Source organism: Dokdonella fugitiva (assembly GCF_014138265.1).
GTDB lineage: Bacteria > Pseudomonadota > Gammaproteobacteria > Xanthomonadales > Rhodanobacteraceae > Dokdonella_A > Dokdonella_A fugitiva_A.
Genome location: NZ_JACGXL010000002.1, coordinates 178,126 through 204,398, shown reverse-complemented (window position 1 = coordinate 204,398; position 26,273 = coordinate 178,126). Strand labels below are relative to the sequence as shown.

Here is a 26,273-nt window from a genome sequence, read left to right as displayed (position 1 = left end):
CGATCGCCGTGTGCATCGATGCCGACCATCCGAGCCTGCCCGGCCACTTCCCGGGTGAACCGGTCGTGCCTGGCGTCGTGCTGCTCGACCGCGTCGCCGCGGCGATCGAGCGCGACGGCGGTGCGTTGCGGCGGATCCACTCGGTGAAGTTCCTCGCGCCGCTGCGTCCGGGCGAACAGGCCGCGCTCACGCTGCAGCGCGACGGCGCGCGCGTGCGCTTTCGCATCGAGCGCGACGGCGTCGCGATCCTCGGCGGCGAAGGCGAACTCGCATGAGCGAGCACTGGAGCGCGCGACCCGAAGGCGGCGGCCGCTTCGCGATCTGGCTGATCCGCACGATCGGCCTCAAGGGCGGCCGCGGCGTCGCGCGCCTGTGCCTGCTGCCGATCACGCTGTACTTCTTCTTCCGTCGCCCGTACGAGCGACGCGTCTCGTACGCGTTCCTCGAGCGCGCGACCGGTCGCCGCGCGAGCGCATGGCAGGTGCTGCGGCACATCCACCGCTTCGCCGGCACGATCCTCGACCGCGTGTTCCTGCTCGCCGAACGCTACGCGCGCTTCGACGTGCGCATGCACGGGCTCGACGAGCTGACGTCGCGCATGCGGCCCGACCGCGGCGTGCTGCTGCTCGGCGCGCACGTCGGCAGCTTCGAGGTGCTGCGCGTCGCCGCCGACGGCCGGCCCGACATCAAGGTGCGCGTCGTGCTCGACACGCAGAAGACGCCGGCGCTGACCGAGCTGCTGCACGCGCTCAATCCGGAGATCGGTCGCAACGTCATCGACGCATCGCGGCCGGGCACGGAGATCGTGCTGGCGTTGTCCGAAGCGCTCGCCGAGGGCGCGCTCGCGACCTTGCTCGCCGATCGCGCGCGCGAGCACGAGGCGACGGTCGACGCGGATTTCTTCGGCGCGCCCGCGCCGTTCCCGACCGCGCCGTTCCTGCTCGGCGCGATCCTCAAGGTGCCGATCGTGCTCTGCCTCGGCATGTACCGCGGCGGCAACCGCTACGATCTGCACTTCGAGGCGCTCGCCGACGAGCTCGCGCTGCCGCGGCGCGAACGCGAGGCGGCGCTGCGCGAGGTGGTGCAGCGCTACGCGACGCGTCTCGAACACCACGTGCGGCAGGATCCCTACAACTGGTTCAACTGGCATGACTTCTGGAATCCCGAAGGCCGCGGCGTCGAAGCGGGCGCGACGACTCGCGCTGCTGGCGGCGCTCGTCGCGGCGACGCCGTCGTACGCAGCGCCGGCTGAGGCGCCGGACGCGGCGACGCTCGTGGCGCGACTGCGTCGCGACGTGCCGGCGCGCACGCCTTACACCGAAGTGCGCTTCTCGGGCCTGCTCGAACGCCCGTTGATCCTGCGCGGCGAGCTCGAGTACCTCGGCCCCGGCCGCCTCGGCAAGCGCGTCGACACGCCGTACCGCGAGCAGACGCGCGTGGAGAACGGCGCGGCGAGCGTGCAGCGCGGCGATCGCCCCGCGCGCACGTTCTCGCTCGGCCAGGCACCCGAGCTCGAAGGTTTCCTGCGCGGGTTCGCCGCGCTGCTCGGCGGCGACGCCGCGACGCTCGCCGCGGATTTCACGCTGTCGGCGAGCGGGGACGCGCACGCGTGGCAGCTCGTGCTCAAGCCGCGCGACGAACGCCTCGCCCGCCGCGTCGGCGAGATCCGCGTCGACGGCAGCGAGCGCACGCCGCTCTGCTTCGTCACGCGCGAAGGCGACGGTGACGTCGCCGTGCTGCTGGTCGACCGCCTCGCCGCGGCGAAGCTGCCGGCACGGCCGTCGCAGCCGCAGCTCGAAGCGATCTGCCGCGACGGCGCCACGCCGTGACATCCGCCGCGCGGACCGCCGCCTGATGCGCGCGCGCGTCGCGCTGCTCGCCGCGTGGCTCGCCGCGCTCGCCGTGCTCGCGGCGTTCGCGCTGCATTCGCTGCGCATCGGCACCGACCTGCGCAGCTTCATGCCGCCGCCGCGCACGCCCGACCAGAAGCTGCTCATGGAACAGATCGGCGAGGGCCCGGGCACGCGCCTGCTGCTGCTCTCGATCGACGGCCCGCCCGAGGCGCGGCTCGCCGGGCTCAGTCGCGGCCTCGTCGCGAAGCTCCGCGCCGACGCGCGTTTCGAGCAGGCGATCAACGGCGCGTTCGACGCCTCCGCGCTGGACGAGAAGCTGCTGCCGTACCGCTGGCTGCTGTCGCCGACGCTCGACGCGCACGCGCTCGATGCCGACTACCTCGCCGACCAGCTCGGCCAACGCGTCGAGGATCTCGCCTCGCCCGCCGCGACCCTGCTGAAGCCGCTGCTGCCGCGTGATCCGACGCTCGAGGTGCTCGCGCTCGCGCAACGCTGGTCGCCGCCGAAGGCGCCGGTCGTGCGCGACGGCGTCTGGTTCTCGTCCGACGGCGCGGCGCTGCTGCTCGCGCAGACGCGCGGCGCGGGCTTCGACCCGGCCGCGCAGGGCGCGGCGATCGATGCGCTCGACGCGGCGTTCCGCGCGCTGCCCGACGCCGGTGCGGCGCGACTCACGATCAGCGGCCCGGGCTGGTTCACCGTGCTCGTCAACGAGCGCACGCGCGGCGAGGCCGACCGCATCGGCCTGGTCAGCACGCTCGGTTTCGTGCTGCTGCTCCTGCTCGCCTATCGCAGCCTGCCGTCGCTGCTGCTCGCCGGCCTGCCCGTGCTCAGCGGAGGCCTCGCCGGCATCGCCGCGCTCGCGCTGCTGTTCGGCAGCGCGCACGGCATCACGCTCGCATTCGGCTTCACCCTGCTCGGCGTCGCGCAGGAGTATCCGATCCGCCTGCTCAGCCATCGCCGCGCGGGCGAGGACGCGCTATCGAGCGTGCGCGCGCTGTGGCCGTTGCTCGCGACCGCGATCGTCTCCGCGGCGATCGCCTACCTCGCCTTCTTCGCCTCCGGCGTGACCGGCCTGCAGCAGCTCGCGGTGTTCACGATCGCCGGCCTGCTAGCGGCGGGCCTGAGCACGCGCTACCTGCTGCCGCGCGTGCTGCCGGCGCGCTTCCGCGACGTCGCCGATCACGCCTGGCTCGCGCGCGCCGTGCATGCACTCGACGTGCTGCCGCGACCGCGCTGGCTGCCATGGCTGCTCGCGCTGCTCGGCCTCGCCGTGCTCTGGCGCGCGCCGGGGCCGATGTGGGAGAACGACCTCGCCGCGCTGACGCCGGTACCGCAGGAGCTGCTGCTGCGCGACGCGAAGCTGCGCGGCGAACTCGGCGCGCCCGACGTGCGCTACCTGCTCGTGCTGCACGCAGCCGATGCCGAAGGCGTGCTCGCGGCGTCGGAGTCGATCGAGCCGCGCCTCGATGCGCTCGTGCGCCAGCACGTGCTCGACGCGGCGGAGCTGCCGAGCCGCTACCTGCCGAGCATCGCGACGCAGCGCGCGCGCCAGGCGAAGCTGCCCGATCGCGCGACGCTCGAGCAGGCACTCGCACAGGCGCAGGCCGGTGCGGACCTGCCGTTCCGCACCGGCCTGTTCGCGCCGTTCGTCGACGACGTCGAGACCGCGCGCACGCTCGAACCGCTGACGCCGGCCGCGTTCGCCGCGTCGCCCCTCGGCACGCGCCTCGCCACGATGCTCGTCGCGCGCGAGGACGGCTGGCTCGGCCTCGCCACGCTGTCGGGCGTGCACGACGCCGCCGCGCTCGCCGCGTTCGCCGAGTCGACGCACGGCGCGGTGCGCCTGCTCGACCTCAAGGCGGCGTCGGAATCGCTCGTCGTCGCCTATCGCGAGCGCATCCTGCGCGCGCTCGGCCTCGCCCTGGTGCTGCTCGCGCTGACCGTCGTCGTCGCGCTGCGCAGCACGCGGCGCGCCTGGCACGTGCTCGCGCCGATGTCGCTCGCGACCCTGCTCGTGATCGTGGTCGAGCGCGCGAGCGGGCTCTCGCTGTCGCTGTTCCACCTCGTCGCGGTCACGCTCGCGGCCGGGCTCGGGCTGCACTACGCGCTGTTCTTCGAACGACCCGTCGCCGATCCCGCCGAAGCGCGCCGCACGCTGCACGCGACGCTCGTCTGCGTCGCGTCCGCCCTGCTCGTGTTCGGCCTGCAGGCGTTGTCGTCGCTGCCGGTGCTGCGCGCGATCGGCCTCACCGTCGCGCTCGGCGTCGGCTTCCACTTCTGCCTGTCGATCCTCATGGCGCGCGCGCGCCGCTGAGCGCGTCAGCCGTCGAAGCCGTCGGCGAACACCGGATCGCCGGCGATCGGCACGAGCCTGAAACTGAGCGTCTCGTGGTCGGCGGTGAGGCCGGTGCCGACGATGACGCCGCCGGCGTTGATCGCGCGCCCGATCTGGAAACTCGCGAACGGACCGTGGTCGTCGACGACGTCGTAGAGGTCGTACACCGTGCCGTCGCGCAGCACCCACGCCTTGAGGCCGGGCACGCAGCCGCTCGCGGTGCCGATGCCGGCGCTGCCGACGATGACGCCGGCGGCGTTGATCGCCGCGGCGCAGCCGTTGTCCTGGTCGAGCGTCGCGCCGGCGATCTCGCTGTAGCTGCCGTCGGCGGCGAACACCACCGGTACGAGCTCCGGCGCCGCGGCCGCGAGACCGAGGCCGACGGCGACGCCGCCGTCGTTGACCGCGGTCGCGATGCTCGCGAACGCTTCGGTCATGCTGCTCATCGACTGCACGCTCGCGCTGCCGACCTGGCCGATGATCGCGTGCACGTTCGAGGAATGCTGGTTCCAATGGCCGACCAGCACGCCGCTCGCGTTCACCGCGGACCAGCGCGCCTGCTGGAATTGCATGTTCGCGTCCTGCAGGCCGTAGTCGACGAGGCCGGTCGCCGCGGTCCAGACGAACGCGCGCTCCTGCGCGGGCTGGCCGTAGCCGCCGACGACTTCGCCGCCGTCGCCGATGTCGAGCGGCGCGACGAACGCACCCGCGTCGGCGGTGAGCACGAGCGGCTGCGCCGATACGCCCGGATCCCACAGCAGGCCGGCTTGCGGGTTCTGGTAGTCGTTGAACGCGCCGACGATCTGCCCCGCGTTGTTGATCGCGTCGGCCTCGCCGTCGCCGAGGCCGGGCAGCGCGAGGTCATGCAGGGTGCCGTCGGCGTCCCACAGCGCGGCGCGACCGTTGAACCCGGCGTCGAGGTAGCGGCCGACGACCTGGCCGGCGTCGTTGATGTCGTGCGCGGCGATCGCGCTGCCGCCGGGGGCGTCGAGCGTGACGAGGTGGTACAGCGGCGCCGGGGTGCCGGCGAGCGCGGGTGCGCTCGCGACCACGGTGAGGATGGCCGCCGGCAGGCGAAGCCGGCATGGGGCGGAACGGGTCGAACGCAGGATCATCGGAACCTCGGAAGCGGGGAGCGGCAGGTCGCGCGGTCCCGACCATCCGCGAAGCCGGCGCGGACGGCATGTAAAAACCATGTATCGGATATGTATGCGCGTGGTTCGGCTCAGCGCACGGCCGTTTCGAGCGCGGCGATGCTGCGTTGGCCGGCGAGCGCGCGCGCCCGCGCGAGCGACGCGTCGACGGCGGCGGCCTGGCCGAGCGCGTGGTAGACGAGCGCCGCGCTCCACGCCGCGCGCAGGTCGCGGTCGGCCCAGGCGGCGATGCGACCGTGCACGGAGGCGGCCTCGTCGACCCGACCCGCGGCGACCAGCGCACGCACGTACGGCGCGCCGACGCGCACGAGTTCCTCGGGGACCGCGCGCGCGGTCGCGCGCGCCATCGCGTCCGCGTAATGCTGCAGCGCGAGTTCGGGACGCCGCTCCGCTTCCGCCTGTTCCGCGCCCGCGAGCGCGAGCAGCACCTCGGCGCCGGGGTCGGCCATGGCGCCGTCACCGGGCGCGAGGACCTGCGCGCGCAGGCGCTCGATCTCGGCTGCGGCGTCGGCGACCGCGCCGGCGCGTTGCAGGGCGCGGATGCGCGCACACCAGGCCTGCACGTACTGCTCGCGGTTGAACGCGGCGAGCACGGGCGTGAGCGCGCCGGCGGCGTACTCGGCCGCGCGCGCAGGCTCGCCGCGCGCGAGGGCGATCTCGCCGGACAGCGATTCGGCGAGCGCGCGCGCGATCGCGTCGGCGTCCGGGTCGCTCGCGTCGCGCAGGCGCGCGAGCAGCAGGTCGGCTTCGTCGAGGCGGCCGCTGCCGGCGAGCGCCGCGGCGCGTGCGAAGGTGAACTGCCAGCGCCGGCGCGGATTGCCGTTCTCGTTGTCGGGCGCGACGAACGCCGCGCTCGTCGCGAGCGCGCCGTCGTGGTCGAGCAGCACGAGCTGCGCCTCGACGATCGTCACCTCGGTCGCGGCGAGCGCGTCGACCGCAGCGAGCGCGCGCAGGCGCGTGCGCACGCGTTCGAGCAGCGGCAGCGCGGTCGCCGGCTGGCCGCGCTGCATCGCGTTGATCGCGAGGTTGAGGTCGATCGCGGCGACGCCGAGCGGATCGTTGCCGGCTTCGAACAGCGTGCGCGCGCGCCCGAAATCGGCTGCGGCTGCCTCCAGCCGCACGCGCTGGCTCGCCACGCCACCGCGGCCGAGGTACGCGTGCGCGAGCACGTCCGGCTCGTGCGCGTCCTGCGCGATGCGGATCGCATCGGCGTAGACGCGCTCGGCGTCGTCGAGGCGGGCGAGCCTGAAATGCGCCGACGCGAGCGTGTTGGCGACGCGCGCGCGCAAGCCGGCGTCCGCGCCCGGCGGCAACTGCGCGAACAACTCGGTGGCCTGCCGGCGGCTGCCCTCGTAATCGCCCGAGTAGAACGCGAGCTTGGCGCGGATCAGCGCGATCTCCGGACTCGCCTGCAAGCCGGGCGCGGCCTGCTCCACGAGCCGGCGCGCGACGTCGAACTGGTTCGCGAGCAGCGCGGCGTGCGCGCGTTGGCGCAGGGTCGCCGCGGCGAGCGCGTCGTCGTCGCCGTCGTCCGCGGGCGGCGTGCGGCCGAGCTTGATCAGCAGCTCGTCGGTCGCGTCGCGCGTCGCCCGCAACGGGTCCGCCGCGCGCGCGTCGATCGCGAGATCGCGCGTAGCGCCGTGCACGTCGAGTCGCACGTGCCATTGCGCGTGCTCGTGCGCGACGTGCGGCGTCACGCGCCAGGCGGCGGGCAGGTCGACGCCGTCTTCGCCGCGGGCCTGCACCTGCGCGACGACGGTTTCGCTCGGCGTCGTCGCGAGACCGCCGCGGCGCAGCTCGGTCGCGACGAGATCCATGAGGCCGAGGCGCAGCCAGGCCCATTCCGCGCCCGCGTCGACGCGCACCGGCAGCACCAGCGCGCTGTTCGCTGGCGGGGGCGCGGTGTCCGGCGTGCGTTCGTGCATGCGCCAGGCGAACACGGCGAAGGCGAGTGCGACGGTGGCGCCGACGATGAACACGGCGATCGCGAGCCCGCCGCGCGCGGGCGGCGCGGCCACGGCGACGGCGTCCGCCGCCACCGCTGGCGTTTCGCCCGCCGGCTCCTCGACCGTGTCGGGCATGACCCAGCGATAGCCGAGTCGCGGCACGGTGCGGATCACGCGCTGCGCATTGCCGTCGTCGCCGAGGCGGCGACGCAGGCGCACGATCGCGTGGCTCAGCGAGACCTCGCTGACGTCGACGCGTCCCCAGACCGCGGATGCGAGTTCGTCGCGCCCGACCGGGCGGTCGCGATGGCGGATCAGGTGGATGAGGCATTCGATCGTGCTGAGCGGAAGATCGACGCGTTCCCCGTTCTCGAACAGCTCGCGTGCCTGCGGATCGAGCCGGAAAGCGCCGAAGCGAATCAACGGTGTTGCCATCGCGCTAGGTTAGCGCGGATCGTGGCGGCACCGCGCAGGCATAATCGGCGGCTCCGATCGAGGCGCACCATGCAGGAACCGGACAACCCCGCGCCGGCGCACGACGACTGGCGCCGGCTCATCCCGCACGCAGGCGCGATGTGCCTGCTCGACGACGTCGTGGCGTGGGATGCGGCATTGATCCACATGCGCACGTCGTCGCACCGGCGCGTGGACCATCCCTTGCGAAGCGACGGCCGCCTGCGCGCATTGCATCTGTGCGAGTACGGCGCCCAGGCGATGGCCGTGCACGGCGGGCTCGTCGCCCGCGCCGCGGGGGGCGCTGCCGCTCCGGGTTACCTGGTTTCGCTGCGCGGGGTCGAACTCGAGGTCGAGCGCATCGACGACCTGCCGCGCCCCCTCGACGTGCATGCCGAGTGCCTGCTCGGCGGCGGCGGCAGCTGGCAGTACGCGTTCCGCGTCGAGCACGACGGCGTCGTGCTCGCGCGCGGGCGCGCCGCGGTCATCGCGAAGCCACCGGCGCGCGAGTGATCGCGCGCCGGTGGGAATCGTTCAGAGCGAGCAGCCGGCGGGGACGGGGGCGAGGCGGCCGAGGTCGAGGGTGCCGGTGAGTCCGGCGTGGGGTCCGGCGGTGAAGGCGTAGGTCATCGTCAGCGAGGTGCAGCTGTTGAAGGTGAGGGTGGCGGTGCCGACGCGGGTGGTGGTGGTGGTGGCGTGCTGGTCGAAGACGCCGCCGGTGGACTCGTAGATGCCGACGTCGTTGACGGTGGTGAAGCCGGGGCTGACGGCGACCTGGAGGGTGTACCAGTGCTGGGCGGGTGCGCCGGCATCGGCGGCGGCGTTGGGCAGGTAGGTGTACCAGGCGGCGAACAGCACGCCCTGGGCGGAATTGGCGTCGAAGACGAGGCCCTGGCCGCTGTTGGCCGGATCGGACCAGGTGCCGCCGAGGAGGTAGTTGCCGGGGTTGCCCGGGGTGGTGCCGGTCGGGGTGCAGGCGAGGTTGTCGAGCAGGCGGGTGAGCGGGATGGTGCCGTGGCGACCGGAGCCGTCGGAGAAGGTGTAGTCGAGGCTGGCGTGGGTGCAGTCGTCGAAGTGGAAGGTGACCTGGCCGACGGCGTTGGTGGTGGTGGCCTGGGTCGAATCGAAGCTGCCGCCGAGGGTCTGGAAGACGGCCATGGTGGCGGTGTCGTCGTGGGTGACCTGGCCCTGGACGGTGTACCAGCGCACGCCGCCGGCGGCGGTGGTGTCGAAGGTGAACCAGCCGCCGAAGAGGAGGCCGGTGCCGGCGGAGAAGAAGTCGGGGAACACGTCCATGACGATGCCCTGCGACTCGGTGGCGGTGTTGGCCCAGGAGCCGGCGATGCCGTGCTGGTTCATGTTGAAGCCGGCCGGCGCGGTGCCTTCGACGGTGATCGTGCCGGTCATGCCCATGTCGCCATGCACTTCGCAGCGGTACGGATGCACGCCCGCCGCGTCGAACGACACCACCGCGCTCCATGCCGTGTTGCTCGGATTGCCGTTGCCGTTGCCGACGCCGTCGCAACCCTGCGCGCAGCGGAACGAGCCGTCGTCGGCGGAGGCGTTGTGGAAGCCGCCCGCATTCGTGAACGTGACCGTGTCACCGACCTGGATGGTCAGCTGCGCCGGGCTGAAGCGATTGCTGCTGACGGTGACGGTATGGTTCTCCGCCTGCGCCAGGCCGGCGAACAACAGGCAGAGGATGGAAAACGCGATGCGCATGCGCATGATGGACTCCGTACGGGTGGCGGCGGGCATTCATGCGTGGGTACCGGCGGCGCGCCGGAAGGTTGCGTCGCCGTGGTCGATCGTGGCGCTAGGGCGCGCGCTCGCGCTCCGCGGCCATGCGGGCGAGATCGATCGGCCGGATCCGTTCGATCGGGCAGCGGGCGCCGCCGACGCGCACTTCGTCGAAGCGCGCGCTCACCCGGTGCGACTGCTTCGAGGTGACCGCGATCGAGCGCGCCCATTCGAGGCGCGGGCACGGCGCGCGCACCTGCACGAGGTAGGCGTCCTTGATCGTCGACCAGACGACCACCTCGAGCGGGCCGACGAGCTGCCACTTGTGCAGGTTCCAGAACGGGAATGCGTCGACCGGATCCTGCAGGTACGGCGTGTAGCGTTCGAGGTTCTCGCGCTGCGTCTCGCGCGTGTCGGCGTGCGCGCTGGCGGCGGCGAGGCAGCACGCCGCGAGCACGCAGGCGATCGGGAGGCGGTTCATCAGGATTCTCCGCGAGGGTGCGCCGTGAAGCATGCACCCGCGGCCGGACGGCGGCACGCGTACGCGCCGCCGTGGTTGCCACCGGTTCAGCCCGCGAAGCGGTCGAGTGCGCGCTCGGCTTCGCCGCGCTCGACGTCGCCGAGCTTGCGCGCGACGCTGCGATAGCGCGCGATCAGGTCGGCGTCGTTCGGCATCACGCCGGCGAGCGCGACGAGCACCTCGCCGCACTCGTGGTCGGAGCCGATCGAGCCGGCGGCGTCGAGCACCGCGCGCGCGCCGCCAGCGCCGAACTTCGGTGCATGCACGAGCGCGAGCAGCGCCTCGCGTCGCTCGAAGTCGGAACCGATCTGCGCGCTCGCCGCGGCGTACGCGGAGGCGACGCGCTCGGCGTCGCGTACGCGGCCGACCGCGTCGACGAGCAGGCTGCGCCGCTCGAAGTCGGAGCCGATCGTCGTCGACGCGTCGATCACCGTCGCGAGCGTCGCGTCGTCGACCTCGTGCGAGGCGAGCAGTGCGGTCAGCGTGCGCCGGTGCTCGAAGTCCGAGCCGATGCCGTTCGCGGCGGCGAGCCACGCCGCGCGCAGCGACGGGTCCGGCGCGAGCGACGGCAACAGCCCGGTCAGCAGCTCGGCGCGCTCGAAGTCGGACCCGATCTTCCGCGCCTGCGCGACGACGAGCTTCTGCTGTGCGGCGTCGAACGGCTGCGCCGAACCGAGCGCACCGAGCGCGTTGCGCTTCTCGTAGTCGGAATCGATGCCGTCGACGAGCCCGATCGCACGCGTGACCTGCGCGCCGGAGAGGTGGCCGAGCCCGGCGAGCAGCTTGATGTAGACGCCACGCGCGTAGCCGGACTGGATGCGGGCGATCTCGTCGAGCACGGCGTCCGCTCCGCCGCCCGCATGGATCCGCTTCACGCGGGCGTCGGCGCCGAGCGCGCTCTCGCGCACGAGGCCGGCGATCGCGCCGGCGACCCAAGTGCGGCCGGCGTCGTCGATCGGCTGCTCGCGCTCGTTGACGAAGTAGCGCTGCACGAGCTTGCCGCCGCTGCTGCGGTACTCGACGCGCCGTTCCAGGCCGGGCGCGGACTCCTCGAACATCGCGCTGCCGCCGTCGACGAGGCTGGCGACGTCGTCGTCGCGATCGCTGAACACGATCTTGCCCTTGATGCGCGCGCGGTACTCGCGATCGCCGTCGCCGACCTCGACGTAGGTGGACTGGCCGAGTGCGCCGCCGTCGTTCGAGATATGGATGCGCGAGGGGCCCTCCTTCGGTGGCGCCGGCGGCGCCGGAGGTGCAGGCGGCGCGGGTGGGGCCGGCGGAGCCGGCGGCGAAGTCTGCGCGACCGCGGTGAAACCGGGCAGCAGCGCGGCGGCGAGGATCAGCGCGGCGGTCGCCGCGAACGCGCGCAGGCGCGAAGGAGTCGTGTTCATCGGATGGCCTTCGATCAGGTGTTCGATGCGTTGCAGGAGCGGGGACTCGCGCTGCGCCATCGCCGGCGCGAGGGCGAGGTCGTCGCACCCGACGTGGCGGCTCGCGCATTCGGCGAGGCATTCGGCGAGCGGGCGGCCGTCGCCCAGGTGGCGCGCGGCCCACGCGTCGCAGGACAGTTCGGCGATCTCGTCGAGGCGTCGCCGTGCCAGCGGCGCGAGCGGCAGGAACCAGAGCAGCGCGCACCACGCCGCGGTCGCGAGCTTCCACGCGGGATCGCGCCGCGCGAGGTGCGCCGTTTCGTGCGCGAGCATCGCGCGCAGCTGTGTGCGGTCGAGCAATTCCAGTGCCCAGCATGGCAGGGCGATGCGGCGACCGTGTGCGGCGATCGGGCTCGCCAGCGTGGCGAGTGCAGCAAGGCGCGGCGCGGCGATGTGCGCAGCGCGCGCGAGCGCGTCGGCGTCGCGCGCGAGCGCCGCGTCCTCGAGCGGCGTCGCGTCGCGCAGCGTGCGCACGAGGCCGAGCCAGGCGAGGCCGAGCCGTCCGAGCAGCAGCAGCGCGCCAGCGAGCCACGTCGCGACGAGCACGCGCGGCCAGCCCGGCCGGAGGCGCGCGAGCGTGTCGTGCGGGGCGTCGTTGCCGGCGAGCGCGGCGCCGGCGGCGCGCGCGTGCGCAGGTGCGGATGCAGGGCGCGCGTCGGCCGGCGCGACCGCCGTGCGCGGTGCGGTACTCGCACGCGCGTCGTCGACCGGCGCAGCCGCGGCTTGCGCTGCGGGCGAACCGTCCCCGCGCTCGAACGCGAGTCGCGTCGCGAATGGCGACGACAATGCGAGCTGCGCGCTCGCGCTGAGCGCGCCGCCGAACAGCGCGACGCGCCAGAGCAGTTCGCGCCACGCCGGCAGCCGGCGCAGGATCGTGCGATCGAGCGTCCATGCGATCGAGAGCATCACGCCCGCGTGCAGCGCGAACGTGAGCAGCCAGGCGACGAACGGATCAATCTTCATCGCGACCTCCGCGGGCGAGCCTGCGCCGCGCCTTGGCGAGATCGCCGGGTGCGATCTCCGATTCCTGCACGAGATGCGCGACGAGCTGGCGCGCGTCGCCGCCGAACAGCGCGCCGAGCAGGTCGTCGACCATCGAGCGGCGCACGTCGGCTTCGTCGACGAGCGCGCGATAGAGCAGCTGGCGACCGTCGCGCCGCTGCTCGACGACGCCGCGCTTTTCGAGCCGCGTGAGCAGCGTCGCGACGGTCGTGTGCTTGAGGCCGCGTGCATCGCCGAGCTCGGCGGCAACGTCGGCCGTACTCGCTTCGCCGCGCCGCCACAGCACGCGCATCAGCGCGATCTGCAGCTCGCTGAGGCTGACGTCCTTCGTCCGCGCCATCGGCATCCACTCTCTACAGTCGTAGTACTACAGTTGTAGTAGATCGATGCGGCCGATGCAACCTGCCGGAAGTCATGCCGGTCCGGATGCGCGCAGGGCGGGAGGGTCGCCTGCGCGACGGGGCGTCAGGGCGCGTCGAAACCGTCGACGAACAGGCTCTGGGCGAGCATGACGCCGGCGAAGTTGTCGATCGTATCCTGCTCGGCGAGGCCGGTCGGGCCGTACGCCATCGCCGACAGCAGCGGAATCGCCGGGATGTCGAGCACGCGCACGTTGCCGTGCACTTCTATCGAACCGCCGGGCGCAACGTCGAACGTCGCATTGACGTTGCCCGAGGCGACGTCGAGCTCGCACTGGCTCGCCGACTGGACGACGCAGGTCGCATCGGCGACGCCGCTCGACCACGGCAGCATCGCCGCGAGGTGCGCGCCTGCGATCGGTGCGTCGCCAGTGTAGGTCGCGCGCAGCACGAACGACACGCGATCGCCTGGCGCGACCTGGGTGCGATCGACGTCGACGTGAACGGCGAGATCGCCGCGTGCGGTCACCGTGAGGTCGATCATGCGCGTCGATGCCGTGGTTGGCGCAGGCGCCTGCTTCTCGATGGCGCTGCCGAGCAGGTGGTCGCCGTCCGGCATCCGCAGCGAGTCGAGCGGGTCCGCCTGCCAATCGAACCACTGCAACAGAGACCAGTCGTCCGCGTCGCCGTTGAAGGCGCTAACGGCCTGTTGTGCACCCAGGATGCCCGTGGCGAGGTCGAACGGGGCTATGAACTCCACGCTGCCGGCCGGCGACGCGTGCGCGGCGCGCCGCAACCTGCGGGAGAGGAATGCATGCCACTGACCCCCGGCATCGGCGACGAAGTGCCCCAGGCCGGAGATGAGCGACGGATCGTTCGGCCCGACGATTCGCGTCTCGATCGTGCCCGAACCGTCGTTGTGCAGGCGCCTCACCGCCATGCCGTAGTCGCGCTGGGCCGGATAGAGCAGGTCGCCGCCCGGCAGCACGACGCCGGCGGCGTCATAGCAGGCCGGATACGGACAGCTCTGCGGGCCGGCGTCCGCGAGCCAGGTCGTCGCGCCGGTCGACGTGTCGAGCAGCGCCCATTGTCCCGATCCGTAGAACAGTGGAAACACCACGACGTGGGTGTCGTCGATGCGATGAACTTCGGAGGAAATGCCATCGCCCGAAAACACGGTCGACGACCACAGCACGTGGCCGTCCGTGCCGGATATCCGGCGGATCGTGTCGGTCGAGCCCGCGAATGGCCCATAGCGCAGCACGTCGTCGCCGACCATCGACCAGCGGTCGGGATCTCCCGTGCGCGTGTCGTCGTCCGCGCGCCACAGCACGTGGCCATCGGTGCGCGCGAGCTTGTACACGGTGTTGCGGCCGCAGCCCCACGAGCCGCCCAGTGGAAGCGGGCATTGCCGGAACTCGTCGACCGCGACGAAAGCGTCACCGGCGCCGTCCAGGCGCGGGCGCGACACGCGGCTGCAGCGGGACAGCCCCTGCGGATCCGCGAGCGAGACCTGCCAGGTCCTCGCGCCGTCCGATGCCCGATACAGCGATACGGGATACGCCTGGGTGAACGTGTATGGGCATTCGTCCAATCCCCAGTAGGCTTGCAGCGTGACGGCGATCGCGCCGGCGTCGGCCGCGACGGCAGGTTCGGCGACACCGGTCCAGTCGCGGTACGAGAAACTGTTGCCCGGGTCGACGGCTTCCCAATCGGTCGTGCCCGTCGGCGTGTCGAGGGCGCGAAGGTGGATCGCATAGTCGCCGCCCTTCCCGGTGACACCGATGCCGAGAGCGCGGCCGTCGGCCATGAACGCGGTCGATCCCTCGACCGGCTGCGCGATCGGCGGCGCCGTCGGCGTGCTCGTCGTGGTGCCGCTCGCGAAATCGAAGCGCGACACCGTGGGCGGTTGCAGCCATGCGCTCGTGCTCACGATGGCGAAGGTCGTGCCGTCGTAGCCGCCTGCGCCGAACCAGATCGGGTCAGTGAACGCCGTGCTCCATGCCTGCGTGCCGGTGGCGGCGTCGAGCCGTTCGAGCGTGGAGTCGCCGGCGACGATCAGCGCGCCGCCGACGATGTCGGCGCCGGTGACGTGGGCCGCCTGCGACCAGCGCTCGTCTCCACTCGCTGCAGCGAGCACGCGGATCGAGCCGTAAGACACCAGCACCGGATCGCCGCTCGCGCCCACTACGCCGAGGACGCGCTCGCCGTTGCCGATGGCGGCCTGCCACACGACATGGCCGTCCGCGATCGAGCGGCCCTGGATCGTCGTCGCATCCGTCGTGAGCACGATGGACCCGACCGTTCCCGGCACGGAACGGATGCCGCTGCCCGCGACCGCGATGTTCCAGGCTTCGCGGCCGTCCGCGTCGATGCGGACCAGGCGCGAACCGGAAATCGCGCCGACTCCCGACGGGATCTCGAATGCGGCATACAGATTCCCCGCGCCGTCACCGACGAGACCGCCACCGCGACAATCCCAATCGGGCGCACCGTAAGGGCGCTGCCAGAGCACGTCGCCCGAATCCACGTCCAGCATCGTCAGGGTCGCGCATCCTGCATTCGCGAGCCGAGTCGCACCGACGCGTGCAAGCCATCCGGTCGCAATGAAGCGGGACCAGCGGCGGGCGCCCGATGGGTCGAAGCGCACGAGGAAATTGCCATCGTCCCGGCTCACACCCTCGCTCGAGCCGAACGCGGCGATCGCGCCGCCGTCGTCGGCCTGCACTGCGGAGGCGAACAGCGATGCAGTCGAACGGACGTTGGAACTCCAGCGCAGGCTGCCGTCGCCCGCGACGCGCGTGAGCGTGCCGTCCACGCCGGTGAAGGTGTGGCCGCTCAGCAGCACGTCACCGTCGGCAGCGAAGCCGACGGTGACTTGCGGCTTGCCGAGCGCCTGCGTGGGGGACAGCGTCGGCGGCGCCGACGCATGCCACGGGTTGCTCCATGCATCATCCGCGCGGGCGTCGATCGCCCCTGCGAGGATGAAGGCAGCGACGAAGGCGAGCGCCGAGCAGCGGTAGTGGGATGTCGACCGCATGTTCGAAAATCCTTGCAGCATGTCGGATTGGAAAGCGCGCAGCGCCCGGCGAGAGCGGGTTCGCTGAACGGGGACCACGCCAAGAACGGCGCAATGTGGAATCGTAGCAGCGGCACGCCGCCTTCGCGCGTGCCGCCGGACCTAGTCGCCGTCGAAGCCGTCGACGAACAGGCTCTGGATCACATCGATGCGCGCGAAATTGTCGATCGTGTCGGCTTCGGCGAGCCCGGTCGGGCCGTACGTCGTCGCGGTGATCGCAGGCGTTTCCCTGTCGGCGTCGAGCACGCGCACGGAACCCGACACGTCGACCGTGCCGCCCGGAGCGAGATCGAACGTCGCGCGCACGTTGCCGGTTCGCGTGTCGAGCGTGCAATCGCCGCCCGACTGCACCGCACAGGTCGCGCCGGTGATGCCGCTCGCCCATGGCAGGTTCGCGACGAGGCGCGCGCCTGCGACCGGCGCGTCGCCCGTGTAGGTCACGCGCAGGTGGAACGTGAGCGGCATGTCCGCGCCCACGCGCATGCGGTCGGTATCGAGCGCGACCGCGAGGTTGCCGCGAGCGGTCACGCTCGTGTCGAACAACGCGACGCCGGACGTCGTCGGCAGTGGCGGCCGCGCCGCAAGCGTGCGCGCGAGCACGCGGTCCGGCGCAGGCATCGCAAGCGGCTCGGGATACGACCACGCATCAAGCGGATCGGCGTCGTACGGATAGAACGCCTGCTGGCCGAGCAGGTTGCCCTGCGCATCGAGCGCAGCGAGGAAGCTCACCGAGCCCGTGAAGCGATGGCCGCGTCGCAGGTAGACGTGGAGTTGCCCGCTTGGGTCACGCAGGACCTGGCGCACCCACGAGGAAAGGATCGGCGACGCATCGCCGAGCATCCATTCGTCGACGAGGCCGCTGCCGTCGTCGTGCTGGCGCTTGAGCCATGGCGCGTAGTCGCGCTGGAACGGCACGAGCTTGTCGTCGCCGGGCAGGAACAGCGCCGTGCCGTAGCCGCTGCAGCCCGCGCCGTAGCACGGCACCCATGGCGCCGTACTCGTCCACGCAGCTGCGCCGGTCGCGGCATCGAGGCGCGCCCAGGAATAACTCGAGTCGGCGCCGGCGTAGGCGATGAACGAGCCGTCGCCGAGGCGATCGAGCGCGTCGCCGAGTGCGAGCCCGTCGAACACGTGCGAACTCCACACGACCGAGCCGTCGGCGCCGGACACGCGCAGGGCGCTCGCCTGGTTGTCGAGGAAGCCACCTGGAACGACGACGTCGCCGCCGCCGCTCGACGCGAGTACGTGCGGCGACAGCACGAGGCCTTCCATGCCCGCGTCGAGGCCTTCGTCGTGGCGCCAGAGCACCGCTCCGTCGGACGCGCCGAGCTTGTAGAGCGTTCGCCGCTGGCAGCCGAGGCTCGGCGTCTGGCAGGCGACGAGCGTCACCACGGAGACGAACGCGTTGCCCGCGTCGTCGACGACGGGCTCGGATACGTAGGGGCAATACGACGCGTCGGCATCGCGCAGCCAACTCGCCCAGCGTCGCTCGCCGTTCGCGCTCGCGTACGCGGCGACGCGGACCCAGCCCGCGTTGCTGCTGCATCGGCCGGTGTCGCCGATGACCTGGGCGACCGCGAGGACGCCGGGCGCTGACGCGATCGCCGGCCGCGCACGCAGCACTGACGCCGCGAAATCGCCGCCGGGCGACGCAATGGCGTCGTCGATCTGCCACAGCGCGGCGCCGCTCGCGCCGTCGATCGCGCGCAGTTGCAGGCGCGGCCCATCGACCTGCTGGCTCGCGCCGGCCTCGAGCACGTGCCCATCGTCGTCGAGCACGCTCGCGGTATCGATGCCGTGCTCGATCGCAGCTACTTGTACCGACGCCGCGACCGCGCCGCTCGCGAGGTCGATGCGTTCGTCGATCGCACGCGCGATACCGGGTGCGGTCGCGATCGGGCGCGAGAGCACGCGCGCCTGCGCGCCGCCGCCTGGGCCGAAGCCGAACGGCAGGCGAGGGCCATCCGCGTAAGCGACGCTCCAGACGATCGCGCCGCTGTCCATGTCGAGCCGGGCGCGCACCGACGACGTCGCGACGAGCAGTGCATCGTCGATCACGTCGACGCTGCGGATGTCGGCGAGCGGCGTGCTCCAGCGCGTGCTGCCGTCGCCAGCAGCAAGGCGCGAAACGGTGTAGGCCGTGGCGACGATCGGTTCGGCTGCCGCGCCGCCGAGGCGGACGATGCTGCTGCCGGCGAAGTCGCTCCATGCCGCATGGCCATCGGCGGCATCGAGGGCATGCAGCTGAGACCCGGCGCGGACATAGACCTTGCCCGCGCCGGCCGCGACCACGCCGCCGCTATCGCCTGGCGTCGCCGCCTCCCATTGCAGGTCACCGTCGTCGCCGTACTTGCGCGTGCGCACGGTGCCGTCACCGAGGGTCGACGACACGTAAAGATCCTTGGCGTCGACGGCGAGGCCGCCGACCGCGCCGTTGCCGACGCGCGACAGGCTGCGCTGCCACACGACGTCGCCGCTCGCCGCGTCGAGCACGTCGAGGTGGGTGTACCCCGCGCTCGCGATGCGCCCGGACGGAAGGCGCGCGAGCCAGCCGGCCGGCAGCGCGCGCGACCAGCCGGTTTGCCCGTCCGCGTCGACGTGCACGACGCGGTTGAATCGATCGTCCTCGAGCGGATCGGCGAGCGCGAACGTGGCGCCGCCGTCGGCATCGGCGAGCAGCGCGGCGATCGTCTGCGGCGCCGCCGATGCACCGAGCGCGTAGTGCCAGCGGACGCTGCCGTCCGCGCGCACGCGCACCACCTCGACGTCGAGCGTGCTCGCGGCGAGCGCGCCGTAGACGACCTCGCCGTCGTCGGCGAACGCGACGGCCGCGGCTGGCTTGCCCGATGCCGGCGCAGGCACGAAGGCATCGAGGGTCGGTGGCGCGGACACGACGGCGTCGCTGCGCCAGAGCTCGCCTGCGGCGAGCGGAGCCGCGAGCGCGAAGCCCGCGATGACGACGCCTGCGGCGGCGGTGCACCTCATGGCGGATCCCCCGATGATCTCTCTTCGGAACCGACGCAGCCGCGCCCTTCAGCGTCGCAGCGCGCGACCGCCGCGATCACTCCTCGGGCACGACGCCCAGATACGCGCCGGCGGCGCCGACCGTCGCCCAGAACTCGGCGGCGACGCCGAACGAGCGCTCGAACAACGTCTCCGCGGTGGCGCGGTCGCCGTTGAGCAGGTAGAACGCGCCGATCTCGGCGAGGCCCTTCTCGTCCTTCGGATTCTTCGCCGCGAAGGCGTCGAACAGCGGCTTCGCCTTCGCCCATTCGCCCGCCTCGCGGTAGACGCGCGCGATGCGGAATTCGTCGCTGTCCTCGTGGTCGCCGGCGAGCAGGCCGTCGAAGATCGCCTGGCCTTCGGACTTGCGGCCGCCGAGGTAGAGCACGCGACCGATCGCGATGCGTTCCCAGCTGCCGTCCTTCGCCTGCACGCGCGCGACGTCGAGCAGCGCGCGCGCGGCGTCGTCCTTCGACTTGCCCTGGAACGTCGACGCGCCGACCTTCTGCGCGGCGTAGCCGACGCCGACACCGGCGACGAACAAGCTGGCGGCGATGGCGACGGCGATGCGGTTCTTCATGCGATGGCACTCCTTTCCGTGGGAGCGCGAAGCATACGGACTCGCCGCCGCGGCCTCCACCGCCGCGCTTCAGTCGAAGTCGAACGTCGCGCAGAACACCGTGTCGGCCGCGCCGCAGTAGCGTTGCTGGCGCTCGTACGCGCCGAGGTCGCGGTCGCCGTCCTGGTCGGGCACGCTCGCGATGTCCTGGTCGTGCGGGTTGCCGTCGAGGTCGCGGTCGTCGCCGGCGACCGGCGGCGCGACGTCGATCGCGAGCGAGTTCGGCCGCAGGTGGTAGTCGCCCTGCGCGACGTCGACGAACGACGGGTCGCCTTGCACGATATGGGTGCCGCTCGCGAGCGAAGCGGTTTCCATCGACAGGATGTAGTCGAGATCGAGGTTCGACGGCGAACCGCCGAACAGCACGCTCGACGCCGGCCCTTGCGCGAAGATGCTCTCGCCGACCGTGAGCCGGCCGTTCGCGCGGATGACTACCCCGGACGGACTCTGGTTGCCGGTGAACGTCGCATTATTCACGGTCAGGTCTGTGCCCGAGTCGGCGAGCACGAGTTCGTTGCGCATGACGTTGCCGACGAGCAGCGCGTTCGACACGCTCGCGATCGTCGTTTCGAACGCGCCGCCGCCGCCGACGAGGCGCAGCGCATGCTCGCCTGTGTTGTTGCGCAGGCGCAGGCGGTCGAACGAGCCCATCGCGAACGTCTGCATCAGGATCGTCGATCCCGCGGTCGCCTGGCCGGCGGTGTTCTGCGCGACGTTGTGGTCGATCGAATTGCAGCTCTCGCTGGTGCAGGCGACGACGTTGGACGGCAGCGCGACCTGCGTGCAGTCGGCGTTGTCGGTGTAGGGACGCAGGCTGATGAAGCTGCCCGTGTAGCCGTCGAGCGACGTGCTGTCCTCGTCGGCGTAGATCGCGCTGCCTTCCTGCGCCGTGTTGTCGGTAAGGCGGTAGTCGATGCCGCACAAGGTCGCGAAGCTCTGGTTCGGCCCCGCGTCGGGTTGCAGGTAGACGCCGCCGCCGGTCTGCGTAGCGCTGTTCGCGCGGATCATCACGGGGTTCGCCGCATCCGTCGCGAACAGGCGCACGATCGCGTGCTGGCTAGCGCCGGAGCCACCGAAGATCGCCACGCCGCCGCCGTACAACGCGCTGTTCTCGTACACCAGGCCCGCGTACTCGGCGATCCGGTAGCCGGGCGAGCCGAGGTCCGCGCGCGCGGGGCCTATCACTTCGAGTCCGCCGCCGTAGCCGCCGACCGCTTCGTTGAACGCGAGCCACACCTGCGGCGCGGTGATCGTCAGCACCGCATTGCCTTCGATGCGCACACCGCCGCCCGAGGTCGTCGCCGTGTTGGAAAGGATCTGCGTCTCGGTGCCGAAACCGAGGTAGGCGACGCCGCCCGATGCGTTGAAGTTGATGCCGCCGCCGTAGCCGGCATGGTTGGAGGAAATCGTCGTGTGGTCGATCGTCAGCGCGCCGGTGCCGGCGAAGTCGATACCGCCGCCGGCCGCACTGTCGGACGGATGGCCGCCCGAAATCGTGAGGTTCTTCAGGCGCACGTGCGAATCGCCGCGGATCGTCAGCACGCTGTGGCCGCTGCCGCCGTTGATCGTCGTGTTGCCGCTCGGCTGCACGTAGTTGCAGGCGGGCACGCCTTCGATCGTGATCGACATGCCGTCGATGGCGAGGGCCTGGTTCGCATAGGCCTGGTTGTCCGCGACGAGGATCTCCTTGTTGCCGCCGAGGTCGCTGGCGGCCGCGGTGAGCGCGGCCGCGATCGTCGCGTAGTCGCAGCCGGCGCCGACGTGGTACTGCGTCGCGTGGCTCGGCGACGCGAAGGCGAGCGCGCCGATCAGCGTCGCGCCGACGAGACGATCGTGCAAAGCGTGCATGGACATGGCGCCCTCCGCAGGTGGACGACGCGAAGAACGCCGCTCCACGCCGCGCACGGACAAGCGCGGCGAATCCTGTCGCGAAGCTGACGAAATCGTGCTTCAGTCGTAGTCGAACGTCGCGCAGAACACCGTGTCGGCCGCGCCGCAGTAGCGCAGCTGGCGTTCGTAGGCACCGAGGTCGCGCACGCCGTCGAGGTTCGGCACGCTCGCGATGTCCTGATCGTGCAGGCGGCCGTCGAGATCGAAATCGTCGCCGCCGACCGCCGGCGCGACGTCGATCGCGAGCGACGTGGGCATCAGCCGGTAGTCGCCGGTGGCCACGTTCACGAACGCCGGATCGCCGTGGATCACGTGCGAGCCCTGCGCGAGCGAGGCGACTTCCATCGACAGCAGGTAGTCGATCGTGAGGTTGTCCGGGTTGCCGCCCGTGTATACGAGCGTGGTCGTCTGGCCCTGCGCGACGATGTCGTCGAACAGGTCGAGGATGCCGTCCGAATGCACTACCGCGGAGCCGATCTGGTTGCCGCTGATCGTGCAGTTGGTGATCTTCGTCCGCGTCTGCGAATCGGCGATGACGAGGTCGCCGTCGACGACGTTGCCGGCGACGAGGCTGTCCGACAGGTAGCCGTTGCTCGGATTCACCGAGCTCGCCGAATCGTTCGCGACCAGGCGCATCACGTGCGCCCCATGGTTGTCGAGCACGCGCGTGTGGTCGACGACGACGGACGCGTTGCTCTGCACGAGGATCGTCGAGCCGGGCACCGCCTGGCCCGACGGATTCTGCGCGAGGTTGCCGTCGATGAGATTGCAGTACGGCGACGTGCATTCGACCGCGCCGAACGACGACGGTGGTTCGGCGCCGCCGCATGCCGGCGTGGTGGCGTGGATGCGTTCGGGCCCGAGCGAGACGCTGGCGCCGTGATAACCGGTGATCGCGTCGTACTGCTCGTCGGCGTAGACCGCGCTGCCTTCCTGCGCGACGTTGCCGCTGAGGCGGACGTCGCCGCCGCAGATCGACGCGTCGCCGCCGCCAACGCCGGCATTGGGATGGGCGTAGATCGCGCCGCCGACGTGCGCGGCGACGTTGCCGTCGAACCACAGCGGATGCGTCGCATCGGTCGTGAACAGCAACGCGAAGCCGTCCTGGTTGTCGCCGCTGCCGGCGGTGACCGCGAGGCCGCCGCCGTACTGCGCGGTGTTCCCGTACAGCAGCGCGATGTACTCGATCAGCCGGTAGCCGGGCGAACCGATGTTCGCGCGCGCCGGGCCGATCACCTCGATGCCGCCGCCGTAGCCGCCTTCGGCGTCGTTGTACGCGATCCACACCTGCGGGTCGACCACGCGCATCGAGGCGTTGCCTTCGATGCGGATCCCGCCGCCCGACGTCGTCGCGGCATTGTGGGTGATCAGGGTGTCGTAGTTGATCCACAGCTCGGCGACGTCGCCGGCGCCGCCGGCGCCATTGAAGTTGATGCCGCCGCCGTAGCCGGCGCGGTTGTTGGTGATCGTCGAACTGCCGATCTTCAGCAGCCCGGTACCGACGAAGTTGATGCCGCCACCGACGCCGCTCGCGGTGTTGTCGCCCTCGCTGATCGTGAGGCCGCCGAGCCAGACCTGCGAATGGCCGCTGATCGTCATCACGCTCTTCGCGCTGCCACCGCTGCCGCTCAGGATCGTCGTGCCGCTGATCGAACTGTCGACGCAATCGTCGACGCCACCGTAGAGGAACACGTTCTGGTCGTGGATCTGGATGTCCTGCGCGGTGTACGCCTGGTTGCGCGCGATCCAGATGAAGTCGGCCGGGCTGCCCGGATTCGCGCGTTCGGCCTCGAGCGCGGCCTGGATCGTGGCGTAGGTGCAGCCCGCGCCGACGCGCAGATGGTGGATCGCGGCATGCACGGGCACGGCGACGGCGAACACTACGATCGACAGCGCGAGGCGGACGGCGGACATCACGGCATTCCCCAGGACACCGGCGGATCGCCGGCAGCGCGTGGAACGCCGCTTCGCGCACGCGCCGGACAGCGCGAGGGAAATCCCGCCGCGGGCTACTCGATCGCGCGCAGCGCGGCTTCGGCCGCGATGATCGACGCGGCTCCGGCGACGTCGTAGCGGCGACTCGCCTCGAGCGCGCGCTCGGCCCAGCCGCGCGCGCCGGCCCGGTCGCCGCGGCGGCGCAACGCCTCGGCGTGCACGAGCCAGAGGTAGGGTCCGCTGCGCACGTCGCGTCGGCCGAGCACGTGCTCGAACGCATCGGCCGCGCGCGTGCTCGCGGCGAGCGCGCCGGCGTCGTCGCCGCGCGCGAGCGCGAGCCGCGCGAGGCCGCCCTCGGCGAGCGCGCCGGTGACCAGCGCGCGGCCGTGCTGCTGCGCCAGCACTTCGCGGAACTCGCGTTCGGCGGCGTCGCGTTCGCCGCGCTCGAGCAGGAAACGGCCCCAGCGTTCGCGCGCGTCGAGCAGGGTGCGCGCGTCGGCGCTCTCCTTCTCGATGCGCTCGTCGAGCGACGCCTTGATCATCGCGCGCGCGTCGTCGAAACGGCCGACGCGGTCGTAGGCGTCGCCGAGGATGAGGCGGTTGCGGCGCAGTTCGTAGTCGACGCCGGGGCGCGCGACGTAGGCGCGCTGCGCCGCCTCGAGCAACGGGATCGCCTCGGCCGCGCGTCCTTCCGCGGCGAGGCACGAGGCGTAGAACTCGCGCGCGTACTCGTCGTAGGAGTCGGTGTCCCAGTCGGCCGGGATCAGGGCGAGCAGGTGGTCGAACAGCGCGTGCGCGCGCTCGCGATCGCCTTGCCGGTGCACCATCCAGGCGTGCTGCGCCGCCGGTACCCACGCGGTGCTGTGCTCCTCGCCGTAGGTGCGCCGCGCGAGCTCGGCGCTCTGTTCGTACGCATGCTCGGCGCCGGCGTAGTCGCCCTGGTCCTCGCGCACGGCGGCGAGGCCGGGCAGGATCAGCTGCTGCAGCTCGCGGTCGTCGCGGCGATGGCTCGCGGCCGCAGCGTCGATCGCGCGCAGGTAAGCCTGCTCGGCCGCGCGTGGATCGTCGCCGGCGCGGCGGAAGCCGAGCATGCCGAGTACGTGCACGTAGCCGGGGTCGGTCGGCGCGACGCGCGCGTACAGCGTGATCGCGTTGTCGAGCGCCGTTTGCGACTCCTCGCGTTCGGCCGCGCTCGTGTTGAACAGGCCCGCGCGGATGCCCCACCAGCGCGCGCGCTGCACCGCGCGGTCGAGTCCGGCGCGGTGGATCAGCGGGTCGGCCTGTTCGAGCAGCCGGCGCGACGCGGCGTAGTCGTTGCGGTCGCTCGCGTGCTGCGCGTCGTCGAGCAGGCCGTCGACGATCGCCGGGTGCGCGTCGCCGAACGCGCGCCGCGCGAGTTCGACCTGCTGTTCGTGCAACGAGCGGTAGCGCGCGTCGTCGCCGAGTTCGCGGTAGATCGACGCGGCCACGCCGAGCAGTTCGACCTGCGTCTGCGCGTCGTCGCCGAACTCGCGCGCGATGCGCGGTGCGGTCGCGTCGAGCAGCTCGCGCGCGCTCACCTGGCCGCGCGGCTTGTCCTGCGCGACGCGCGGATCGCTCGCGCGGAACATGTCGATGAGGAAGTCCTTGATCGTCGCCGCCCGGCGCGCCTGCCCGCGCGCGACGTCCGCCTGCCACAGCGCGACGCCGAGCACGGCGACGATCGCGACAAGCACCGCCGTCGCCGCGGCGACGCCGCCGCGATGGCGCGCGACGAACTTGCCCGCGCGATAGCGCCGCGACGGCGGATGGGCGAGCACGGGCTGGCCGTCGAGGTGGCGCTGCAGGTCGTCGGCGAGCGCGCCGGCGCCGGCGTAGCGCCGCTCCGGTTCGGCGTCGATCGCGCGCAGCACGATGTTGTCGAGGTCGCCGCGCAGCGCGCGCCGCAGCGCGACCGGCGCCAGTGGCGCGTCGGTCGCGGCGGCGTGCGCCTGCGCCGACAGCGTGCGCGTGTCGCCCGGTTCGCGGCGGCGGCCGGTCAGCAGTTCGCCGAACAGCACGCCGAGCGCGTAGACGTCGGTCGCCGCGGTCACGAGGCCCTGGCGGAACTGCTCGGGTGCGGCGTAGGCAGGCGTCATCGCGATCGCGTGCGTGCGCGTCGTGTCGCGCGGATCGTCGGCGTCGAGCAGCTTGGCGATGCCGAAGTCGAGCAGCTTCACCTCGCCGTCGTCGGTGACGAGCACGTTCGACGGCTTGAGGTCGCGATGCACGATGAGCGCGCGGTGCGCGGCCTCGACCGCGCGGCAGACCGCGACGAACAGCTGCACGCGCGCGCGCAGGTCGAGCCTGCGCGTGCGCGCGTAGTCGGTGATCGGCACGCCGTCGACGAGCTCGAGCGCGATGTACGGCACGCCTGCCTCGGTCACGCCGCCCTCGATGAGGCGGGCGATGCCCGGATGGCGCAGCTGCGCGAGCGCGCGCCGTTCGCTGCGGAACCGGCGCTGTTCGTCGGCGGTGTAGATACCCCGGCGCAGCAGCTTGAGCGCGACCACCTGCTGCACGCCCGCCTGCTCGCGTGTCGCGCGGAACACGATCGAGCTGCCGCCTTCACCGAGCCGTTCGCCGAGCACGAACGGGCCGATCGTCGCGCCGTGCACGGCGATCGGCACCTCGGCGTCGGCGTCGCCGACGCGGCCGAGCAGGTCCTCGAACGCGGCGTCGAGCGGTGCGTCCTGCGCGGCGTCGGCGGCGAGCATGCGTTCGAGCGTCGTGCGCGCCTCCGCGGGGCAGTCGGCGAGCCAGGCGGTGCGTTCGTCCGGCGCGAGCGCGAGCGCGTGTTCGAACAGCTCGCGCAGATTCGGCAACGGCTCGGTCATCGCGGATTCCTGCGCGGACGTTTCCCGGCGCACAACGCCGCTTCGCCCGCCGGCTGGACATGCATCCGGCGGGCGGGCGGCGGGCCCGCGGCCAGTGTAG

At 72.2% G+C, this 26,273-nt stretch carries 17 protein-coding genes; 5 read left to right on the top strand and 12 right to left on the bottom strand.

The genetic code is table 11. From position 1 onward, the window contains the following. The first annotated feature begins 2 nt into the window (after positions 1–2). From FHW12_RS07090 to FHW12_RS07075, 4 genes are read left to right on the top strand one after another with little or no spacing between them, the layout of a single operon-like run. Positions 3–275 (top strand): hypothetical protein, encoded by a 273-nt coding sequence (locus FHW12_RS07090; RefSeq protein ID WP_428993623.1) that lies wholly within the window; start codon positions 3–5, stop codon positions 273–275. Then, entirely contained in the window at positions 272–1,252 is a 981-nt protein-coding gene (locus FHW12_RS07085; protein WP_182530313.1) for an acyltransferase, read from the top strand. The genes FHW12_RS07090 and FHW12_RS07085 overlap by 4 nt, the downstream gene beginning before the upstream one ends. Then, entirely contained in the window at positions 1,149–1,829 is a 681-nt protein-coding gene (locus tag FHW12_RS07080; RefSeq protein ID WP_182530968.1) for a LolA-related protein, read from the top strand. The genes FHW12_RS07085 and FHW12_RS07080 overlap by 104 nt, the downstream gene beginning before the upstream one ends. A 25-nt stretch (positions 1,830–1,854) precedes the next feature. Further along, positions 1,855–4,167: an MMPL family transporter gene (locus tag FHW12_RS07075; protein WP_182530312.1), complete on the top strand. Its 2,313-nt coding sequence runs from the start codon at positions 1,855–1,857 to the stop codon at positions 4,165–4,167. Between the two features lie 5 nt (positions 4,168–4,172). On the opposite strand, the gene FHW12_RS07070 is transcribed toward FHW12_RS07075, so the two are convergent. Together FHW12_RS07070 and FHW12_RS07065 are read right to left on the bottom strand one after the other, a co-directional pair. After that, positions 4,173–5,303 carry a hypothetical protein gene (locus tag FHW12_RS07070; RefSeq protein ID WP_182530311.1) on the bottom strand — a complete coding sequence of 377 codons (1,131 nt, stop codon included), beginning with the start codon at positions 5,301–5,303 and terminating at the stop codon, positions 4,173–4,175. Between the two features lie 110 nt (positions 5,304–5,413). Then, positions 5,414–7,723, bottom strand: a complete 2,310-nt coding sequence (locus FHW12_RS07065) for a winged helix-turn-helix domain-containing protein (RefSeq protein ID WP_182530310.1) — start codon at positions 7,721–7,723, stop codon at positions 5,414–5,416. 69 nt (positions 7,724–7,792) lie between these two features. On the opposite strand from FHW12_RS07065, the gene FHW12_RS07060 reads away from it, so the two are divergent. Then, the gene (locus tag FHW12_RS07060) at positions 7,793–8,254 is read left to right on the top strand and encodes a phosphotransferase (RefSeq protein WP_182530309.1); all 462 of its coding nucleotides are present in this window, start codon (positions 7,793–7,795) and stop codon (positions 8,252–8,254) included. Between the two features lie 21 nt (positions 8,255–8,275). Here the strand turns inward: FHW12_RS07060 and FHW12_RS07055 are convergent, their stop codons facing one another. The 10 genes from FHW12_RS07055 to FHW12_RS07010 form a co-directional block, all read right to left on the bottom strand. Continuing rightward, positions 8,276–9,469, bottom strand: coding sequence for a plastocyanin/azurin family copper-binding protein (locus FHW12_RS07055; protein ID WP_182530308.1), 1,194 nt, complete (start codon positions 9,467–9,469; stop codon positions 8,276–8,278). 88 nt (positions 9,470–9,557) lie between these two features. Further along, positions 9,558–9,962, bottom strand: a complete 405-nt coding sequence (locus FHW12_RS07050) for a DUF6491 family protein (RefSeq protein WP_182530307.1) — start codon at positions 9,960–9,962, stop codon at positions 9,558–9,560. Positions 9,963–10,048: 86 nt separating this feature from the next. Beyond that, positions 10,049–12,394: a M56 family metallopeptidase gene (locus FHW12_RS07045; protein WP_182530306.1), complete on the bottom strand. Its 2,346-nt coding sequence runs from the start codon at positions 12,392–12,394 to the stop codon at positions 10,049–10,051. Then, the gene (locus FHW12_RS07040) at positions 12,384–12,773 is read right to left on the bottom strand and encodes a BlaI/MecI/CopY family transcriptional regulator (RefSeq protein WP_259392925.1); all 390 of its coding nucleotides are present in this window, start codon (positions 12,771–12,773) and stop codon (positions 12,384–12,386) included. The genes FHW12_RS07045 and FHW12_RS07040 overlap by 11 nt, the downstream gene beginning before the upstream one ends. A gap of 125 nt (positions 12,774–12,898) precedes the next feature. Then, positions 12,899–15,832, bottom strand: coding sequence for a PQQ-binding-like beta-propeller repeat protein (locus tag FHW12_RS07035; RefSeq protein ID WP_182530304.1), 2,934 nt, complete (start codon positions 15,830–15,832; stop codon positions 12,899–12,901). 141 nt (positions 15,833–15,973) lie between these two features. Next, positions 15,974–18,856 (bottom strand): PQQ-binding-like beta-propeller repeat protein, encoded by a 2,883-nt coding sequence (locus FHW12_RS07030; RefSeq protein ID WP_182530303.1) that lies wholly within the window; start codon positions 18,854–18,856, stop codon positions 15,974–15,976. A 76-nt stretch (positions 18,857–18,932) separates the two neighbouring features. After that, positions 18,933–19,454, bottom strand: a complete 522-nt coding sequence (locus tag FHW12_RS07025; RefSeq protein ID WP_182530302.1) for a tetratricopeptide repeat protein — start codon at positions 19,452–19,454, stop codon at positions 18,933–18,935. 69 nt (positions 19,455–19,523) lie between these two features. Further along, entirely contained in the window at positions 19,524–21,347 is a 1,824-nt protein-coding gene (locus FHW12_RS07020; protein WP_182530301.1) for a hypothetical protein, read from the bottom strand. A gap of 96 nt (positions 21,348–21,443) precedes the next feature. After that, the gene (locus tag FHW12_RS07015; protein ID WP_182530300.1) at positions 21,444–23,297 is read right to left on the bottom strand and encodes a hypothetical protein; all 1,854 of its coding nucleotides are present in this window, start codon (positions 23,295–23,297) and stop codon (positions 21,444–21,446) included. A 95-nt stretch (positions 23,298–23,392) separates the two neighbouring features. Beyond that, positions 23,393–26,173 (bottom strand): serine/threonine-protein kinase, encoded by a 2,781-nt coding sequence (locus FHW12_RS07010; RefSeq protein ID WP_182530299.1) that lies wholly within the window; start codon positions 26,171–26,173, stop codon positions 23,393–23,395. Positions 26,174–26,273: the final 100 nt, after the last annotated feature.

Bases quoted from the DNA above. Each gene is read 5' to 3' on its own strand.
- FHW12_RS07085 (WP_182530313.1), top strand. From the start codon at position 272: ATGAGCGAGCACTGGAGCGCGCGACCCGAAGGCGGCGGCCGCTTCGCG.
- FHW12_RS07080 (WP_182530968.1), top strand. From the start codon at position 1,149: ATGACTTCTGGAATCCCGAAGGCCGCGGCGTCGAAGCGGGCGCGACGA.
- FHW12_RS07075 (WP_182530312.1), top strand. From the start codon at position 1,855: ATGCGCGCGCGCGTCGCGCTGCTCGCCGCGTGGCTCGCCGCGCTCGCC.
- FHW12_RS07070 (WP_182530311.1), bottom strand. From the start codon at position 5,303: ATGATCCTGCGTTCGACCCGTTCCGCCCCATGCCGGCTTCGCCTGCCG.
- FHW12_RS07065 (WP_182530310.1), bottom strand. From the start codon at position 7,723: ATGGCAACACCGTTGATTCGCTTCGGCGCTTTCCGGCTCGATCCGCAG.
- FHW12_RS07060 (WP_182530309.1), top strand. From the start codon at position 7,793: ATGCAGGAACCGGACAACCCCGCGCCGGCGCACGACGACTGGCGCCGG.
- FHW12_RS07055 (WP_182530308.1), bottom strand. From the start codon at position 9,469: ATGCGCATGCGCATCGCGTTTTCCATCCTCTGCCTGTTGTTCGCCGGC.
- FHW12_RS07050 (WP_182530307.1), bottom strand. From the start codon at position 9,962: ATGAACCGCCTCCCGATCGCCTGCGTGCTCGCGGCGTGCTGCCTCGCC.
- FHW12_RS07045 (WP_182530306.1), bottom strand. From the start codon at position 12,394: ATGAAGATTGATCCGTTCGTCGCCTGGCTGCTCACGTTCGCGCTGCAC.
- FHW12_RS07040 (WP_259392925.1), bottom strand. From the start codon at position 12,773: ATGGCGCGGACGAAGGACGTCAGCCTCAGCGAGCTGCAGATCGCGCTG.
- FHW12_RS07035 (WP_182530304.1), bottom strand. From the start codon at position 15,832: ATGCGGTCGACATCCCACTACCGCTGCTCGGCGCTCGCCTTCGTCGCT.
- FHW12_RS07030 (WP_182530303.1), bottom strand. From the start codon at position 18,856: ATGAGGTGCACCGCCGCCGCAGGCGTCGTCATCGCGGGCTTCGCGCTC.
- FHW12_RS07025 (WP_182530302.1), bottom strand. From the start codon at position 19,454: ATGAAGAACCGCATCGCCGTCGCCATCGCCGCCAGCTTGTTCGTCGCC.
- FHW12_RS07020 (WP_182530301.1), bottom strand. From the start codon at position 21,347: ATGTCCATGCACGCTTTGCACGATCGTCTCGTCGGCGCGACGCTGATC.
- FHW12_RS07015 (WP_182530300.1), bottom strand. From the start codon at position 23,297: ATGTCCGCCGTCCGCCTCGCGCTGTCGATCGTAGTGTTCGCCGTCGCC.
- FHW12_RS07010 (WP_182530299.1), bottom strand. From the start codon at position 26,173: ATGACCGAGCCGTTGCCGAATCTGCGCGAGCTGTTCGAACACGCGCTC.